Genomic DNA, 17,049 nt, shown 5'->3' on the forward strand with positions numbered 1-17,049 from the left:
GTCAGAGCAGGCGGCGGCCCATGGCCCAGGCGGTCAGCTCGTGGCGGGAGCTGAGCTGCAGCTTGCGCAGCACCGAGCTCACGTGGGTCTCGACGGTCTTGACGGAGATGAACAGCTCCTTCGCGACCTCCTTGTACTGGTAGCCGCGGGCGATGAGGCGCATGACCTCGCGCTCGCGGGCCGAGAGCCGGTCGAGCTCCTCGTCGATCTCGGCGACCTCGCCGGCGGCCGCGCCGAACGCGTCCAGCACGAACCCGGCGAGGCGGGGGCTGAAGACGGCGTCGCCATCGGCGACGCGGCCGATGGCGGTGAGCAGCTCCTCGGCGTTGATCGTCTTGGTGACGTAGCCGCGGGCGCCGGCTCGGATGACGGCGATGACGTCCTCGGCGGCGTCGGACACCGACAGGGCCAGGAAGCGCACGGGGGCGCCGGCCGCGGTCTGGGTGCCGTTGCAGAAGCGGATGACGTCGGCGCCGCCGTGCCCGTCGCCGCCCGGGAGGTGCACGTCGAGCAGGACGACGTCGGGCTGCTGCTCCTTGATGACCTGCACGGCCGACTCGACCGACCCTGCCTCGCCGGCGATCTCGAGGGCGAAGGCGCCGGCACGCGGGGTGGCCGCCAGCGAGCTCAGCTCGGCTCGCACGCCGGTGCGGAACATGTGGTGGTCGTCCACGATGACGATGCGGATCGGCCGGGGGTCGGTCATGAGGGCTGCTCCTGGCTCTCGGTGGCGCTCTTGGTGGCGCTGGGGGTGGCGCTGGGGGACGTGCTCTGGGTGGTCGGCGTCGGGCTGCCGGCCGTGGCCTCCGTGGCCGCCGTGGCGGTCCTGGTGCCGGTGGACCCGGTGGAACCGGTGGACCCCGTGGGGGAGGGCTGCTCGGGCTCCCCGGCCTGCCCGACGGGTAGGCGCAGCTCGACCTCGGTGCCGTCGGCCCGTCGCCGGATGCGTGCCGTGCCGCCGTGGCGCTCCATGCGCCCGATGATCGACTCCCGCACGCCGGCGCGGTCGTCGGGGACGGTGTCGGGGTCGAAGCCGGCGCCGTGGTCGCGGACGAAGGCCTCGACCGCGTCGGGGCCGACCTCGACATAGGTGCTGACCGGCGGGCTGGCGTGGCGCACGGCGTTCCAGGCGGCCTCGCGGACGGCCTTGACGAGCGCGTCGAGGTGCTCGTCCATGGGGCGGTCACCGGTGACGACGAGCTGCACGGGCACGCCGTGGAGGTCCTCGACCTCACCCATGGCGGCCGTGAGTGCCGCGCCGAGGGTGCCGGCGCGGGCGTCCTCGTCGTAGAGGTAGCTGCGCAGCTGGCGCTCCTGGGCCCGGGCGAGCCGCGCCACGGCGGCGGCGTCACCCGCCTGGCGCTGGATGAGGGCCAGGGTCTGCAGCACGGAGTCGTGCAGGTGCGCGGCGATGTCCGCGCGCTCGGTGGCGCGGATCCGGGCGGCCTGCTCGAGGCGCAGGGTGCTCCACAGGCGCAGGATCCACGGCGCGGAGAGGACCGCGACGCCGACGAGGGCGGCCAGCACGGCGCCGGCCACCTGCCACAGCTCGGTCAGGTCGGTGCCCCGCACGAGCAGGCCGACCAGGCCGAGGGTGGTCAGGCCCAGCCCGACCACCAGCCAGACCCACCGGACCGGCCGGCGGGCGCCGAGGGTGTCGGTGTCGTCGAGCTGCGACCAGAAGAAGATGGCACCGATGACGATGGCGACCACCGGCAGGACCACTTCGACGTGGACGCCGATGCCGGCGCTGCCCAGCCACAGCGCGCCCGCGACCGCCAGTGCCGCCACCCCCAGCAGGGTGATGACGACGGCCTGGTTGCCGCTGCGCAGCCACGTGCGGAAGCCCGCCAGGTCGACGTGCGGGCGGGACGCGGCCTTGGGTGCGGCGGGCGTCACCGCGGGGTCGACGTCGCCGATCTCGCGCATCGTCGCCCAGAGGAAGACGTAGACCGCCAGGCCCGCACCGAAGGGGATGCTGGTCAGGACGAGCGCCGCGCGTACGGCGACGACGGGCAGCCCGAGGTGGTCGGCCAGGCCCGCGGCGACGCCGGCGATGACTCGGCCCTGCCGGTGTCGCACGAGCGGCGGCCGGGGCGTCGTCCGCCACGTGGGGCGCGCGGGGCCCGTTCCGTTCTCGTATGCCGTCTGCACGCTCCCATCCTCGCCCACCCGGGTGCGTGGCGGCGACCACCGGCGCCCCTTTGGGGGTCGCGTCAGGGTGCGTTCAGGGTCGACCCTCATGGCCCGGGGTCGTCGCCCGCGCCAGTGTTGGTGTCATGACGAACAGCAGCAGTGGTGGCCCGCAGCACGTGGGTCAGGGGCACGGTGGAGACGACGCACACGGGCAGCACGGGCAGCACGGGCAGCACGGGCAGCACGGGCAGCACGGGCAGCACGGGCACGGGTCCCACGGCCTAGACGGCTTCTACAGCGCGCTGCGGCGGCCCGGCATCGTCCGGCAGTCGCAGGGGCGCTGGTTCGCGGGTGTCGCGACCGGACTGGCGCGGTGGCTCGGCGTCGACCCGCTCGTCGTGCGCGCCGGTTTCATCCTCTTCTCGATCTTCTTCGGCATGGGCCTGGCCCTCTACCTCGTGCTGTGGCTGCTCATGCCCGACGAGCGCGGCGAGATCCACGTCGAGCGCGCGCTGAAGTACGGCGAGGGCAGCTCCATCTTCCTTCTCGTCGTCACCGCCATCTCGGTCCTCGGCGGCGGCCCCTGGTGGGGCGGCGACTCCCGCGGCTTCCGCTTCTTCGGCTTCCTGCTCCTCGTGGGCGGGACGTGGTGGTTCCTCACCCGCACTGCCGCGGGTCGCGACCTGAGGGCCCAGGCCCCGTGGCGGAACCACGGCGGCAGCCCGACCGGCACCACGACCGGAACGGCGGGAACGACGGGTACGGCCGGCACGGCCGAGCCGACGGGTGCGAGCACCTCCGGCACAGGCGGCGGTGACCCGGGCGCCCCGGTCGGCCAGGCTCCCTCGGCGACCGGCGCGGCCACGACGGTGTCGGGCGCGGCGGCACCTGCGCCCGTGACGGCATACGGCTCGACGGGCAACGCGGCCGCCAACGCGGGCGCGAGCCTCGCCGCCCCTCGCCCTGTGGCCCCGATGCCGGTGCGCGAGCGCACGCCGGTGGTCGGCTTCGCCGGTGGACTGCTCCTGCTCGGACTCGCCATCGTCACCGGCGTCGTCCTGGGATCCGTGTCGCAGGCGGCCGGGTGGTCCGGCAACCACGTGGCCGTCGGCCTGGCCTCCGGCGTGGGCGTGCTCGGGCTCGGAATCCTCGTGGCCGGCCTGGCTGGGCGACGTGCCGGCGGGCTCGCCTTCTTCGCGGTCGTCGGCATGATCGCAGCGGCCGCCTCGACCGCGGCCCCCGTGGGGGTCTCGCAGCCGTGGCAGGTGGGGCAGCGGGCCTACCAGGTCACCTCCCTGACGCCGGCCCCGAGCTTCGAGCTCGGGATGGGGCAGATGCGGGTCGACCTGACCCGGGCGGACTACCGGGCGACGCCGGGCACCGACCACGTGTCGGCCACGGCCGCGATGGGGCAGATCGACCTCGTCGTGCCGCAGGGGGTGCGGGTCACCGTCAACGCCAGGGGCCACGCCGGGGCGCTGCACGCCGTCGGCACCACCGAGGGAACCGTCGACGTGCAGTCGGGCGAGTCCGGCATGGGTGGCATGCACGGCGGCGGGATGAGCTGGGAGCGCACGGTCCAGTACGGCCCGCAGACCGGCAAGCCCGAGATCGTCGTCGACGCCGAGGTCGGCGTCGGCGAGATCCAGGTCTCGGCGGGGAGCGGGTCATGAGCGCCCACCCGGAGGACCCGACCAACGAGCGCCCGCGCGAGCGCACCACGAACCCAGCGGAAGAGAACGCCATGACCAGCAGCCAGAACACCAGCGGCAACGAGCCGGAGCGGGGGTTCACCGACCCCACCGCCGACCCCGTCAGCGACCCGACGTCCGACCCGACGTCCGGTTCCACAGCCGCCACGACGGAGATCCCCTCGGCGTCCACGCAGTCCCTGCCGGCCCAGGCGCCCTTCCGTGTCGAACCGGCCCGCCCGGTGCCTGACGACGCCGTCCGTGCGGGCTCCGAGCTCCCGCACCTGCCGCCGCCGGCAGCACCCCCGTCGGGCCCGACTGGCGCCCCCTCCTGGTCGGCCCCCGAGCCCGCGCCCCGGCCGGCGCTCGTGACGGTCCACAAGGGTCCGCGTCCGGCAACGGTGATGTTGGGTCTGCTCACGGTGCTCGTGGCGGCCTACCTGCTGCTGGCCAACCTCACGCGCGTCGACCTCGGCTTCTCCTTCACGGGGCCGGCCGTCATCGGCGCCTTCGGCGGGATGCTGCTCCTCGTGGGCATCGCCGGGGTCCTGGCCGGACGGCTGCGGCGCTGACCGGGACGACTGGGCCGCTGAGCGGCACGCCCCGCCACCCCTGTCGGGCACCCGGGTCGGAGGTCTCCGACCCGGGTGTCCGACGCCGTGACTAGGCTCCCTCCCAGGCGTGCTGGGCTGGTCCGGCACTCGCAGTGGGGAGACGACGTGGTCAGAAAGTCCGGCATCAACCTCGAGGCGCTCGACCGGTCCACCCGGCCGCAGGACGACCTGTTCCGGTTCGTCAACGGCACGTGGCTCGACACCACCGAGATCCCGGGCGACCGGGCTCGGTTCGGCACCTTCGACATCCTCCGCGAGGTGTCCACCGCCCGCGTCCGCGACCTCATCGAGGGGGCGGCACGTGCTGCCGAGGACGAGGCGCCGGGCACGCCGAAGCGCCAGGTCGGCGACCTCTACGCCAGCTTCACCGACACCGACCGCATCGAGGAGCTCGGGCTCGCGCCGCTGCAGGCCCTGCTCTCGCAGGTCGCCGGCATCGACGGCGTCGACAGCCTGGCCCGTGCACTCGGGCAGCTGGCCCGGGACGGCGTCCCCGGAGCGGTCCAGCACTTCGTGTCGCCCGACGAGCGGTCGCCGGAGCACTACGTCGTCTACCTCGAGCAGGGAGGCCTCGGCCTGCCCGACGAGTCGTACTACCGCGAGGACAAGTACGCCGACGTCCGCACCGCCTACGTCGCGCACATCGGGCGCCTGCTCGGCCTCGCCGGCATCCCGGAGGCCGACGAGAAGGCCGCGCGGATCTTGGCGCTCGAGACGCTGCTGGCGCGCTCGCACTGGGACACCGTGAGCAACCGCGACGCCGTCAAGACCTACAACGCCCACAGCTTCGACGAGCTGAAGGCCCTTGCGCCCCAGTTTCCTTGGGAGACGTGGCTGTCGGGCCTGCGCGCCCCGTCCGGCGCCTTCGACAAGGTGGTCGTGCGCCAGCCCAGCTTCGTGTCCGGGCTGGGCGAGGCGCTCGAGTCGGCCGACATCTCCGACTGGCGTTCCTGGCTCACGTGGCACGTGATGTCCGAGTTCGCCTCCCTGCTGCCGGAGTCGTTCGTCGACGAGGACTTCGACTTCTACGGCCGCACCCTGTCGGGGCAGCCCGAGAACAAGGAGCGCTGGAAGCGCGGCGTCTCGGTCGTCGAGTCGTGCGTCGGCGAGGCCGTCGGCCAGCTCTACGCCGAGCGCTGGTTCCCGCCGGCAGCCAAGGCACGCATGCAGGAGCTGGTGGGCAACCTCGTGGAAGCCTTCCGACGCTCCTTCTCCTCCCTGGAGTGGATGAGCCCCGAGACCCGGACCGAGGCGATCGCCAAGCTCGACGCGTTCACCCCGAAGATCGGCTACCCCGACGTCTGGCGCGACTACTCCGCCATCGAGATCGACGCGTCCGACCTCGCGGGCAACGTCCGGCGCAGCACGGCGTTCGAGATCGACCGCAACCTCGCCAAGCTGGGGCAGCCGATCGACCGCACCGAGTGGTTCATGCTGCCCCAGACGGTCAACGCCTACTACATGCCGTCGATGAACGAGATCGTCTTCCCCGCCGCGATCCTCCAGCCGCCGTTCTTCGACCTCGAGGCCGACGACGCGGTCAACTACGGCGGCATCGGCGCGGTCATCGGCCACGAGCTCGGCCACGGCTTCGACGACCAGGGCTCGCGCTACGACGGGACGGGCGCCCTGCGCGACTGGTGGACCGAGGCCGATCGTGAGCGCTTCGACGCGCTGTCGCAGCGCCTCATCGAACAGTTCAGCCGCTACACGCCCGCGGGGCTGTCCGAGGACCACAAGGTCAACGGCGCCCTGACCGTCGGCGAGAACATCGGCGACCTGGGCGGCCTGCAGATCGGCTACTCCGCCTACTGCATCGCCACCGAGCACGGCGGCATGCCGGAGGTCGACGGTTTCACCGGACCCCAGCGCTTCTTCATGGGATGGGCGCAGGTGTGGAAGGGCAAGGCCCGCGAGGCCGAGGCAGTCCGGCTGCTCGCGGTCGACCCGCACTCGCCCCAGGACCTGCGCGGCAACGCGGTGCGCAACGTGACGGAGTTCCACGAGGCGTTCGGCGTCAAGCCGGGCGACGACATGTGGCTCGACGAGGACGAGCGCGTCCGGATCTTGTGACAGCCGAGGCCGCCTCGCCCCGCCGACCGCAGAGGTCGGCGGGGTCAGTCCCCTAGCTGGAGCTTGAAGCCGACGTGCGACGCGACGAAGCCGAGGCGCTCGTAGAAGCGTCGCGCGTCGGTGCGGCTCGCATCGCTCGTCAGCTGCACGAGCGAGCAGCCGAGCCGGCGTGACTCCTCGACGGCCCACGTGACCAGCTCGGTGCCGAGGCCCGTGCCCCGCTCACCGCGCGCCACGCGTACGCCCTCGATGACCGAGCGGGTCGCGCCCCGCCGCGACAGCCCCGGGATGACGCTCAGCTGCAGCGTGCCGACCACCGTCCCGTCGCGGTCGGCGACGACGAGGTGCTGGGCGGGGTCGCCGTCGACCCGGTCGTAGGCCGCGTCGTACGCCTGCACGTCGGTGACGTCCTCGCGCGCCGCGCCGAGCGGGTCGTCGGCGAGCATGGCCACGATCGCGGGCACGTCGTCGCGGGTGGCGGGCCGGATCACGAGGCGGGTCATGCCTTCTCCGCCGCGCCCTTGAGCTGGGCGAGCCCCTTCTCCATGTCGGGGCCGACGAGCTTCTCCATCGACCAGAAGGTGCTCATCAGGCGCATGACGACGTTCTGCGGCCCGGTCATGGACCACTCGACGGTGGTCCGGTCGTCGGCAGGTGTGAGGGTGAAGTCGACCCGGTTGTGGGCCTTCATCGGCGCCGAGAAGAGCAGGTCGACGGCGACGTGCCGCGCCTCCGACTCGACGATCTCCATCCGGCCCGCACCGGCCCGACGGTTGCCGCGCCACGCATAGACCGCACCGACGCCGGATGCCGCCCCGGCGTAGGACCGCTCCATGGCCGGGTCGAGCCCCTCCCACGGTGACCAGGCCCGCCACTCGTGGAAGTCGTCCAGCAGCGCGTGGATGCGCTCGGGGGAAGCGTTGATCGTGGTCGCTCGGGTGATGCGGAAGCTCTTGTCGGCCATGGCCGGATCCTCCCACGCCGTTCGACGGGCATGGTTACGGCGCAGCGAGATCGCTCTCGCTGCGCCGCGGTGGAGGTGCAGGATCAGGCCGGCGGGGCGATGTCCTGCTGGGCGGGCAGCTGATCCTGGCGGACGATGCCGACCGGGCAGGTCATGCCGTTGGGGCCGTGGTTGCAGTAACCGCCGGGGTTCTTGTGGAGGTAGCCCTGGTGGTAGTCCTCGGCGAGGTAGAACGGCCCGGCCTCCTCGGCGGAGCGGATCTCGGTCGTGATCTGCCCGTAGCCGTTGTCGTCGAGCACCTTCTGGAACGCCTCCCGGGTGGCCTCGGCCGCGAGCCGCTGACCCTCGGTGGTCCAGAAGATCGCCGAGCGGTAGGCCGTGCCGATGTCGTTGCCCTGGCGGTTGGAGGTCGTGGGGTCGTGGTTCTCCCAGAACGCCTTGAGCAGCAGCTCGGGCGAGGTCCTTGCCGGGTCGTAGACGACGCGGACCGTCTCGGCGTGCCCGGTCATCCCGGTGCACGTCTCCTCGTAGGTGGGGTTGGGCGTGTAGCCGCCCATGTAGCCGGCGGCGGTGGCGATGACGCCGTCCTGGCGCCAGAAGATCCGCTCGACGCCCCAGAAGCACCCCATCGCGACGTAGAGCACCTCGGACCCCTCGGGCCACGGGCCCTCGAGCGGGGTGCCGAGCACGACGTGCGTGGGGCTCACGGCATACGGGCGTTCCGCGCGGCCGGACAGGGCCTCCTCGCGGGTGGGCATCTGCGATTTCCTACCGAATCCGAACACCATGCCAGTGTCACATCCTTCGTGCTGGGCGGGTCTTACGCCTGTCCAACGCCGAGCACCCCTCGCGTATGCCGTGGCGCGCCGTCGCGGACAAATCGCTGGCTCCCGCGGCGGCGGGCTCGACAGACTCTGCCCCGTGACCGACGACTTCACCATCCGGCCGATCGATGTGCTCGACCCCGAGCAGGACGACGCCGCCCGGCAGTGGATCGAGGTCCACGCCTCGGTGCAGCGCGAGCTCTTCGCCGAGCGGGGGAGCGCGTGGTCGCTGGAGGAGCTGCAGGCGCTGCACCGGACGGGCACGAAGAAGCGGGTCGACCTCGCCGCGTGGACGGGTGGCCGGGTCGTGGGCGCGCTCGAGGTCCAGCTGCCCCTGGTCGACAACCCCGACGCGGCCATGCTGTGGCTCTCGGTGCGCGCCGGGGCGCGAGGCCGCGGCATCGGATCGGCGCTGCTCGCGGAGGCCGAGCGCATCGGCGCCGACCACGACCGATCGCTCTTCTTCGCCGAGACGGAGTGGGCCGAGGGTGGCAACGACGCATCGGAGTCATTCGCGACCGAGCGCGGTTTCGTCGTCGGGATGACGGTGCTGCGCAGCGAGATGGTGCTTCCCGCAGACCGCGCCGCCCTCGAAGGCCTGGTTCAGGCGCCCGGCGCGGAGGACTACGTGCTCGAGGGCTACGTCGACGACATGCCCGAGGCCTGGCTGGGGGACCGCGCGGTCCTCCAGCAGCGGATGAGCACCGATGCGCCCAGCGACGACCTCGCCCTCGAGGAGGAGGCGTGGGACGCCGAGCGGCTCCTCCAGCAGCAGCAGCGCCTGCGGTCGGCCGGCCGGCGGATCCTCGAGTCGGTGGCTCGGCGCGTGCCCAGCGGCCGGATCGTCGGCTTCACCCAGGTGTCGGTCTCGGCGAGCGAGCCGACGCTCGCCTACCAGCAGGACACCCTGGTGCTGGCCGAGCATCGTGGCCACGGGCTCGGGCTGCGGCTCAAGGCGGCGACCGCCCTGCGCGTCATGGACGAGCTGCCGGAGGTCACCGCCGTCCGCACGTGGAACGCCGCCTCCAACGAGCACATGCTCGCCGTCAACCGTCGCCTCGGCTACGTCGTCGACGGCTACAGCCGCGAGTGGCAGAAACGCCTCGAGGAGGGCTAGGCGGAACGAGGAGCGCCCGACGCGCGTCTGGACCTGGCCGCACCGACCGTCGTGGCGCGAGAAGGAGATCCCATGATGAAGACGGCCCTCGCGTCCGCGGCTCTGCGTGTGGCCCTCGGTGTGCTGGCGCTCACCGGGTGCACCGGAGCCGCGGCGGACGACCCGTCCACGGCTGCGTCTGCGACGGGAGGGCCCGACGCGCGCACGGAGGCGCTGTGGGCCGGCCGGACGGCATACGTCGGCGACAACTCCAAGGTGATCGCGCTCGTCGACCAGGCCGGCTTCGGGCCGCTGGGGACGTACACCCTGAGTCTCTGGACCACGCGCCCGCCGTATGCCGTCACCATCGACCTGCCCCACCCGGCCAAGCCCTTCGAGCAGACCGACTTCAGCGAGGCGGCCACGATCCTGCTCGGGACGGTGAGCAACCTCGACGCGGTGCACGTCACCTCGCAGGGCAAGACGTACTCGCTCACGGCCCGGGAGGCGACGGCGACACTCGGCCGTGACGTCAAGACGCTCGGCACGGACCGGCAGGCCCTGGCGGACTACCTGCGTTCGCACGAGGACTGACCACGACGACTGAGGCTGTCCTGCGACACGCTGCGACACGCCGGGGGAATGACCCGGGGTGCGTGGCGGTTGGCATCCGGTGGAACCGTCGCCCGTTTGATTATGACCAACCAAACGTCGCGTTATACGGTCCGCTGAGCCGATCCCCAACCCCAGGAAGTCCCGCCATGCGTTCGAGGTCCGTCCTCACCGTCCTGATCGCCACCGTCCTCACCGCCCTCCTGGCTGCCTGCAGCAGCTCGAGCGGTGCATCGAGCGGTGGTTCGGACCTGCAGGCCGTCAAGAGCGCCGGCATCCTGCGGGTCGGCACCGAGGGCACGTACTCGCCGTTCTCCTTCCACGACCCCAGGACGAACCAGCTGACCGGCTACGACGTCGAGGTGGCCAAGGCCGTCGCCGACAAGCTCGGCGTCAAGGTCCAGTACGTCGAGACCCCGTGGGACGCCATCTTCGCCGGCCTCACGAGCAACCGCTTCGACGCCGTGGTCAACCAGGTGACGAAGAACCCAGAGCGCTCCGGCCTCTACGGTCTCAGCTCCACCTACACCTGGTCAGAGGGCGTCATCGCGACCCGCGCTGACGACTCCTCGATCACCTCGCTCGGGGCCCTCAAGGGCAGGAAGTCGGCCCAGAGCCTGACGAGCAACTGGGCCGAGGTCGCCAAGGACGCCGGCGCCCAGGTCGAGTCGGTCGAGGGGTTCACGCAGGCCATCACCCTGCTCAAGCAGTCCCGCGTCGACGCCACGGTCAACGACAGCCTCGCCGTCCTCGACTACCAGAAGTCGACCGGCGACCAGGGCGTCAAGATCGCCGGCAAGACCGGGGACGTGTCCGAGCAGGTCGTCGCGACCCGCAAGGGCTCCGACCTCGTCGCAGCGATCGACAAGGCGCTCGCCCAGCTCAAGTCCGACGGGACGCTGAAGAAGCTGTCTGAGAAGTACTTCGGCAGCGACGTCACCGTCAAGCCGACCGCGTGACCGGCGTGACGCACCGAAGCCGGCGGGCGTCGTGAACGAGCAGACGACCCAGCTGATCCTCGACTCGCTCGGCCCCCTGCTCCGGGCCACGGTGACCTCGACGATCCCGTTGACGATCATCAGCTTCGTCCTCGGGCTCGTCGTGGCCCTCGGAGTGGCCTTGATGCGGCTGTCGAAGGTGCGGGTCGTGTCGGGGATCGCGCGGGTCTACATCTCCGTCATCCGTGGCACGCCGCTGCTGCTGCAGCTCTTCATCATCTTCTACGGGCTGCCGGCCCTCGGCGTGCAGTTCGACCCCTTCCCCGCGGCGGTCATCGCCTTCACGCTCAACGTCGGCGGGTACGCCGCCGAGGTCATCCGCTCAGCGATCCTCTCGGTCCCCAAGGGCCAGTGGGAGGCCGCCTCGACCGTCGGGATGGGCTATGCCACGACGCTGCGGCGGGTGGTCCTGCCGCAGGCCGCGCGCACGGCCATCCCGCCGCTGTCCAACACCCTCATCTCGCTCGTCAAGGACACCTCGCTCGCGTCGACCATCCAGGTCACCGAGCTGCTCCGCGTCGCCCAGGAGGCCGCGGCCCCGACGTACCAGTTCTTCGCCCTCTACGGCGTCGCTGCCGTCTACTACTGGGTCGTCTGCCTCGCCCTCTCCTTCGGGCAGTCCGGCCTCGAGCGCCGACAGAACAGGTACGTCGCCGCATGAGCCAGCTCTCGATGTCACCCACGCCGGCACGGGACTCCCTCGTCTCCGTCTCCGGCCTCGCCAAGTCCTTCGGGGACCACACGGTGCTGCGCTCGATCGACTTCGAGGTCGCCCCGGGCAGCGTCACGGTCCTCATCGGGCCCTCCGGGTCGGGCAAGACGACCGTGCTGCGCTCGCTCAACGCGCTCGACGTGGCCGATGCGGGAAGGATCCGCATCGGTGACGTGGAGGTCGACTTCGCGGACCGCCCGGTGACGAAGAAGCAGGTCGCCGCGCTGCGCGCCCAGAGCGGGATGGTCTTCCAGGCGCACCATCTGTTCCCGCACCTGAGCGTCCTCGAGAACCTCACCGCGGGCCCGGTGCTGGCGCAGCGGCGCGACCGGGACGAGGCCGAGACCGAGGCGCGGCAGCTGCTCCGGCTCGTCGGCCTCGCCGAGAAGGCCGACGCCTACCCGTTCCAGCTCTCCGGCGGCCAGCAGCAGCGCGTGGGCATCGCCCGGGCCCTGGCCGTCCGGCCGAAGCTCATGCTCTTCGACGAGCCGACCTCCGCGCTCGACCCCGAGCTCGTGGGGGAGGTCCTCAAGGTGATGAAGGACCTTGCGGCACAGGGCTGGACGATGGTCGTCGTCACCCACGAGATCCGCTTCGCCCAGCAGGTCGCCGACCAGGTGCTCTTCCTCGACGGCGGCGTCATCGTCGAGCGCGGCACGCCGGCAGAGGTGCTGACGCACCCCGGCACCGAGCGGGCCCGCCAGTTCCTCCACCGCATCCTCGACCCGCTGGACTGAGCGGGTTCACCCATCCCAGGGGCGTATGCCGTCGGGCCGGCCACGCTGCCGGCCTGCTCGACCGACGGGGTCGCCCCGCTCCTAGGAATAAGGTCGTTGTCATGTCTGAAGACCACGGATTCTCCACGCGCGCCATCCACGCCGGCCAGGAGGCGGACGAGTCGACCGGTGCGGTCGTCACGCCGATCTACCAGGTGTCGACCTACAAGCAGGACGGCATCGGCGGATTCCGCAAGGGCTACGAGTACAGCCGCTCGGCCAACCCCACGCGTACGGCCCTCGAGGAGTGCATCGCCTCCCTCGAGGGGGGCAGCCGGGGCTTCGCCTTCGCCTCGGGCCTCGCCGGCCAGGACACCGTGGCGCGGGCGCTGCTCGTCCCCGGCGACCACGTGGTGGTGCCCAACGACGCCTACGGCGGCACCTACCGCTACTTCAACAAGGTCGCCGAGCCGCAGGGCATCGAGCACTCCATCGCCGACATGGGCGACGTCGAGGCCGTCCGGGCCGCCATCCGCCCCGGGCAGACGAAGATGGTCTGGGTCGAGACGCCGACCAACCCGCTGCTCGGCATCGCCGACATCGAGGCGATCGCCGTCATCGCCCACGAGGCGGGCGCCCTGCTCGTCGTCGACAACACCTTCGCGACCGCCTACCTGCAGAGCCCGCTCGCGCTCGGCGCCGACATCGTGACGCAGTCGACGACGAAGTACTCCGGCGGCCACAGCGACGTCGTGGGCGGCGCGGTCGTCACCGCACGCGAGATCCGGGTGCCGGGCTACGAGGACGCCGAGGACCGGATCGCCTTCTCCCAGAACAGCATCGGCGGCGTCGCCGGGCCGTTCGACTCGTGGCTGACGCTCCGCGGCCTCAAGACGCTCGCCATCCGCATGGAGCGGCACTGCGACAACGCCGAGAAGGTCGTCGAGTTCCTGCAGGGCCACGACGCCGTCTCGCACGTGCTCTACCCCGGCCTGGACAGCCACCACAACCACGAGGTCGCGGCGCGGCAGATGAAGCGGTTCGGCGGCATGGTCAGCTTCCGGATGCGCCGCGGCGAGGACGCTGCCGTCAAGGCGTGCGCGGCGGTCAGCCTCTGGACGCTCGGCGAGTCGCTCGGGGGCGTCGAGTCCCTCATCGAGCACCCGGGCCGCATGACGCACGCGAGCGTCGCGGGCACCGAGCTCGAGGTCCCCTCCGACCTCATCCGCCTCTCCGTCGGCATCGAGGACGCCGACGACCTCATCGCCGACCTGCGCGAGGCGCTCGACATCCACGGCTGAGCCCACCTGAGCCCCCTGAGTCCCCGCCACCGAGGCCACCGCCGCGCATGACGATCCTCGCCGTCGACTTCGGGTCGACCTTCACCAAGGGTGCCCTGCTCGCCGACGACGGCACCGTGCTGGCCACGGGCTCCACGCCGACGACGGGCACCCAGGGTGGGGGCGACATCCTCGACGGCTACCAAACCCTTCGTGCCGAGCTGAGGGTCCCGGACGACGCGACGGTGCGGGCCTGCTCGAGCGCAGGAGGGGGTCTGCGGCTGGCCGTCGTCGGCTACGAGCGGACGGTGACGGCCGAGGCGGGCCACCGGGTCGGGCTCTCGGCGGGCGCCAAGGTCGTGCACGTCGCGGCCGGCGAGCTGACGACGGTCGACGTGGCTGCCGTGCGAGCCGCCCGCCCGGACCTCGTCCTGCTCGTCGGGGGCACGGACGGCGGCAACCGCGACGTCCTGCTGCACAACGCGGGGCGCCTGGCGAAGGGGCAGATCGGCGGCCGCGGTGCGCACGCCGTCCCCGTCGTCGTGGCCGGCAACGTGGAGGCGCGTAACGAGGCCGCCGCCGTCCTGGCGACGACCGGCCGACCCACGGTGCTGGCCGACAACGTGCTGCCGCAGATCGGGGTCATCGCCCCCGAGTCCGCCCGCGCCGCGATCCGCGAGGCGTTCCTGCGGCACGTCATCGGCGGCAAGGGGCTCTCCCGCGACCCGGCCTTCGCCGCGATGGTCGAGGCCGCGACCCCCGACGTGGTGCTGCGCGGGGTCGAGGTCCTCGCCTCGGTCTGCGGTGGCGGGGACGTCCTGGTCGTCGACGTCGGCGGCGCAACCACCGACGTCTACTCGTGCCTCACCCCCAGGGGCGAGGACGCCTCGCTGCGCAAGGACGTCGTCGCTCCGCTCTGGCACGCCCGCACGGTCGAGGGTGACCTGGGGATGCGGTGGAACGCCGAGCACGTGGTCGAGGCGGCCGCCGCCGAGCACCTGCTCGACACCGTGGCGAAGCCGGCAGCCCTCACCGCGTATGCGGCCCGCGTCCACGAGCAGCCCGGCTCGCTCCCTGAGGACGACGTCGAGCGACGCCTCGACCTCGAGCTCGCCCGCCTCGCCGCCCTCGTCGCGGTGCGCCGCCACGCCCGGCCGTCCCAGCCGACGGAGTCGCCACGCCCGCTGGCCGACGTGACGAGGTTGGTGGGGTCCGGGGGAGCGCTGCGCCACGCCGATGCCGCCGGGCGGGAGCAGGTGCTCGGGGCGGTCCTGGCCGACCATGCCGGCGGCTGGAAGGTGCCGCGGGCGGCGCGCGCAAGCGTCGACACGGCATACCTGCTCTTCGCCGTCGGCCTGCTCGCCGGCCACCCCGCGACCCAGGGCCTCGCCCGCACCCTCGCGCAGCAGGTCCTCCCCCTCTAACCGTCGAAAGGCCACAAACCGGGTTCCCTCCGCCCCGGATCACCGTCGAAGGGCCACGAACCGGTTCGCCCACACCAACCCGAGGTAGCGGTGCGTTGTCCACAGGTTGCGGCCAGCGCTAGCCGATTGTGGTCCTCTGGGGCACCGTCGAGCCGTGGGACCGTTGCCGTTGCCGCCGTCGTTGCTGGCCAAGCCTTTCGCTGTTCGGGATGCAGTCCGGCTTGGCATTCCCGAGGACCGCCTCCGAGGTGCGGACCTGTGGCGTCCGACCCACGGTGTGCGGATGCTGGATCCACCCCTCGACCTGGTCGAGCGTGCCAGGGCATTCGCGGCCGCGTCCCGCAGCCCGTTCGCTTTCTCCCATGTCACTGCGGCCCAGCTGCTCGGCATCCTGGTGTCGGAGGAGATGGAGACGGACTGTCTGCTGCACATCGTGCGCGCGACCACGTCGAACCGGATGAGGAGGGACGAGGTGCGTGGTCATCGTGGGCTCGAGTGGCGACGAAGCATCCTCCTCGACGGTGTCCCGGTGGTCGAGCCGTGCGACACGTGGGTGGATCTCGGTGAGATGGTCGGGGGAGGAAAGCCCGCGGGCCTCGATGACCTGATCGCCGCCGGAGATGCGGTCGCGAACCTCGCCCGCGGGGTGAAGCCGCTGAAGCAAGCCATCGAGCGGCGAGTCAGGCCGCGAGGCAAAATCACCCTCACCTATGCCGTTCCTCGCATCCGAGTCGGGTCGGCGTCGGCGATGGAGTCACGCGCGCGGTTGATGATCGTGCGGGCGGGGCTGCCTGAGCCGTCCCTGAACCAACACGTCGTGTCCGACTTCGGTGAATGGCTGGGCTGCGCTGACCTGGTGTGGCGGGCAGAACGCGTCGTGGGTGAGTACCAAGGCGTGCGCTGGCACTCCTCACTTGAACAGCAAGCTGCAGACGAGGTGAGGTTCGCCCGCTTCCGCCGCAACGGCTGGGCCGTGGTGCCGATCGTGAGCGACGACGTGTTCGAGAAGAACCATCGGGACGCGAAGCTGATCGAGCTCGCGGAGGCCCTGGGCGCGGACCCACAGACCTTGGCGCTTGGCGAGGCCGCTCCGCAGTTCCTCGCGCCGCAGCAGTTCAGGCGGCCGCGCCGGCGGTGAGCGACGTGCAGGCACTCCCAGCCGATTCCCCCGTTTGTGGCCTCTCGACAGTGCGGCGACTGGCCGCCACCCGGTTTGTGGCCTCTCGACGGTTGAGGGGGCGGACATGGGACGGGCCGGCTCCACCCGCCGTCGCGGGGGAGCCGGCCCGTCCCTGAGGCCTCGGAGGGCGGGTCAGCCGGTGTAGGGCTTGGCGGCGAGGATCTTGACCTCGATCGTCTTGCCGTTGGGGGCCTCGTAGCTCGTGCTGTCGCCGACGCTCTTGCCGTTGATGGCAGCGCCCATGGCGGACTTCTCGGAGAAGACCTGCAGGTCGTCGCCGTCGGCGATCTCGCGGTTGCCGAGCAGGAAGGTCTCCTCGTCGCCGAACATCTCGACCGTCACGAGCATGCCGGGCTCGACGATCCCGTCGTCGGCGGGCGTCTCACCGATCGTCGCATTCTGGAGCAGCTCGGTCAGCTGGCGGATGCGGGCCTCCATCTTGCCCTGCTCCTCGCGGGCGGCGTGGTAGCCGCCGTTCTCCTTGAGGTCGCCCTCCTCGCGGGCCTCCTCGATCTTGCGGGCGATCTCGATGCGACCTTCGCCCGTCAGCTGGTCGAGTTCCGCCTTGAGGCGGTCATGGGCCTCCTGGGTCAGGAAGCCAGCGGCAGTCTCGGTCACGGTTGTCACTCCTTGGATGAACAGCGCCCACGCGGTGCTCCGCGTGGGCGCCTGCACAAAAAGAAGGGCCCGAACGGCGATGTCGACAACGCGAATGCCGGTCGGCGACGG

The 17,049-nt window shown here is 71.8% G+C and carries 17 protein-coding genes; 11 read left to right on the forward strand and 6 right to left on the reverse strand.

What is annotated here, in order from left to right; genetic code table 11:
- Position 1: 1 nt before the first annotated feature.
- Together ABD194_RS03615 and ABD194_RS03620 are read right to left on the reverse strand one after the other, a co-directional pair.
- On the reverse strand, positions 2 to 706 hold the full coding sequence (locus tag ABD194_RS03615; RefSeq protein WP_343987646.1) for a LuxR C-terminal-related transcriptional regulator: 705 nt from the start codon (positions 704 to 706) through the stop codon (positions 2 to 4).
- Complete coding sequence (locus tag ABD194_RS03620) at positions 703 to 2,154, reverse strand: ATP-binding protein (protein WP_343987649.1); 1,452 nt, start codon at positions 2,152 to 2,154, stop codon at positions 703 to 705. The genes ABD194_RS03615 and ABD194_RS03620 overlap by 4 nt, the downstream gene beginning before the upstream one ends.
- A gap of 125 nt (positions 2,155 to 2,279) precedes the next feature.
- Between ABD194_RS03620 and ABD194_RS03625 the strand changes: the two genes are divergently transcribed.
- The 3 genes from ABD194_RS03625 (at position 2,280) to ABD194_RS03635 (ending at position 6,514) form a co-directional block, all read left to right on the forward strand.
- On the forward strand, positions 2,280 to 3,809 hold the full coding sequence (locus ABD194_RS03625; RefSeq protein ID WP_343987653.1) for a PspC domain-containing protein: 1,530 nt from the start codon (positions 2,280 to 2,282) through the stop codon (positions 3,807 to 3,809).
- Entirely contained in the window at positions 3,806 to 4,399 is a 594-nt protein-coding gene (locus ABD194_RS03630) for a hypothetical protein (protein ID WP_343987656.1), read from the forward strand. Before ABD194_RS03625 ends, ABD194_RS03630 begins: the two co-directional genes overlap by 4 nt.
- A 147-nt stretch (positions 4,400 to 4,546) precedes the next feature.
- Complete coding sequence (locus tag ABD194_RS03635; protein WP_343987659.1) at positions 4,547 to 6,514, forward strand: M13 family metallopeptidase; 1,968 nt, start codon at positions 4,547 to 4,549, stop codon at positions 6,512 to 6,514.
- 44 nt (positions 6,515 to 6,558) lie between these two features.
- On the opposite strand, the gene ABD194_RS03640 is transcribed toward ABD194_RS03635, so the two are convergent.
- The 3 genes from ABD194_RS03640 to msrA all read right to left on the reverse strand — a co-directional run bounded on the left by ABD194_RS03640 (position 6,559) and on the right by msrA (position 8,236).
- Positions 6,559 to 7,017, reverse strand: a complete 459-nt coding sequence (locus ABD194_RS03640) for a GNAT family N-acetyltransferase (protein WP_343987662.1) — start codon at positions 7,015 to 7,017, stop codon at positions 6,559 to 6,561.
- Positions 7,014 to 7,478: an SRPBCC family protein gene (locus tag ABD194_RS03645; protein WP_343987665.1), complete on the reverse strand. Its 465-nt coding sequence runs from the start codon at positions 7,476 to 7,478 to the stop codon at positions 7,014 to 7,016. Before ABD194_RS03645 ends, ABD194_RS03640 begins: the two co-directional genes overlap by 4 nt.
- 83 nt (positions 7,479 to 7,561) lie before the next feature.
- Positions 7,562 to 8,236, reverse strand: coding sequence for a peptide-methionine (S)-S-oxide reductase MsrA (msrA, locus tag ABD194_RS03650; protein WP_343987668.1), 675 nt, complete (start codon positions 8,234 to 8,236; stop codon positions 7,562 to 7,564).
- A 163-nt stretch (positions 8,237 to 8,399) separates the two neighbouring features.
- On the opposite strand from msrA, the gene ABD194_RS03655 reads away from it, so the two are divergent.
- From ABD194_RS03655 to ABD194_RS03690, 8 genes are all read left to right on the forward strand, one after another.
- Complete coding sequence (locus tag ABD194_RS03655) at positions 8,400 to 9,419, forward strand: GNAT family N-acetyltransferase (RefSeq protein ID WP_343987671.1); 1,020 nt, start codon at positions 8,400 to 8,402, stop codon at positions 9,417 to 9,419.
- A gap of 72 nt (positions 9,420 to 9,491) precedes the next feature.
- Positions 9,492 to 9,992, forward strand: a complete 501-nt coding sequence (locus ABD194_RS03660; protein WP_343987674.1) for a DUF4825 domain-containing protein — start codon at positions 9,492 to 9,494, stop codon at positions 9,990 to 9,992.
- A 167-nt stretch (positions 9,993 to 10,159) separates the two neighbouring features.
- Positions 10,160 to 10,969, forward strand: coding sequence for an amino acid ABC transporter substrate-binding protein (locus tag ABD194_RS03665; protein ID WP_343987677.1), 810 nt, complete (start codon positions 10,160 to 10,162; stop codon positions 10,967 to 10,969).
- A gap of 31 nt (positions 10,970 to 11,000) precedes the next feature.
- A complete protein-coding gene (locus ABD194_RS03670) occupies positions 11,001 to 11,669 on the forward strand; it encodes an amino acid ABC transporter permease (RefSeq protein WP_343987679.1) in 669 nt (222 codons plus the stop codon).
- The gene (locus ABD194_RS03675) at positions 11,666 to 12,457 is read left to right on the forward strand and encodes an amino acid ABC transporter ATP-binding protein (protein ID WP_343987681.1); all 792 of its coding nucleotides are present in this window, start codon (positions 11,666 to 11,668) and stop codon (positions 12,455 to 12,457) included. The genes ABD194_RS03670 and ABD194_RS03675 overlap by 4 nt, the downstream gene beginning before the upstream one ends.
- A 101-nt stretch (positions 12,458 to 12,558) precedes the next feature.
- Positions 12,559 to 13,737: a cystathionine gamma-synthase gene (locus tag ABD194_RS03680; protein ID WP_343987684.1), complete on the forward strand. Its 1,179-nt coding sequence runs from the start codon at positions 12,559 to 12,561 to the stop codon at positions 13,735 to 13,737.
- 47 nt (positions 13,738 to 13,784) lie between these two features.
- A complete protein-coding gene (locus ABD194_RS03685; protein WP_343987687.1) occupies positions 13,785 to 15,140 on the forward strand; it encodes a glutamate mutase L in 1,356 nt (451 codons plus the stop codon).
- Between the two features lie 154 nt (positions 15,141 to 15,294).
- Positions 15,295 to 16,278 (forward strand): hypothetical protein, encoded by a 984-nt coding sequence (locus ABD194_RS03690; RefSeq protein ID WP_343987690.1) that lies wholly within the window; start codon positions 15,295 to 15,297, stop codon positions 16,276 to 16,278.
- A gap of 174 nt (positions 16,279 to 16,452) precedes the next feature.
- Here the strand turns inward: ABD194_RS03690 and greA are convergent, their stop codons facing one another.
- Positions 16,453 to 16,938: a transcription elongation factor GreA gene (gene greA / locus ABD194_RS03695; RefSeq protein WP_343987694.1), complete on the reverse strand. Its 486-nt coding sequence runs from the start codon at positions 16,936 to 16,938 to the stop codon at positions 16,453 to 16,455.
- Positions 16,939 to 17,049: the final 111 nt, after the last annotated feature.

This window comes from Terrabacter terrae (genome assembly GCF_039529575.1).
Lineage (GTDB): Bacteria > Actinomycetota > Actinomycetes > Actinomycetales > Dermatophilaceae > Terrabacter > Terrabacter terrae.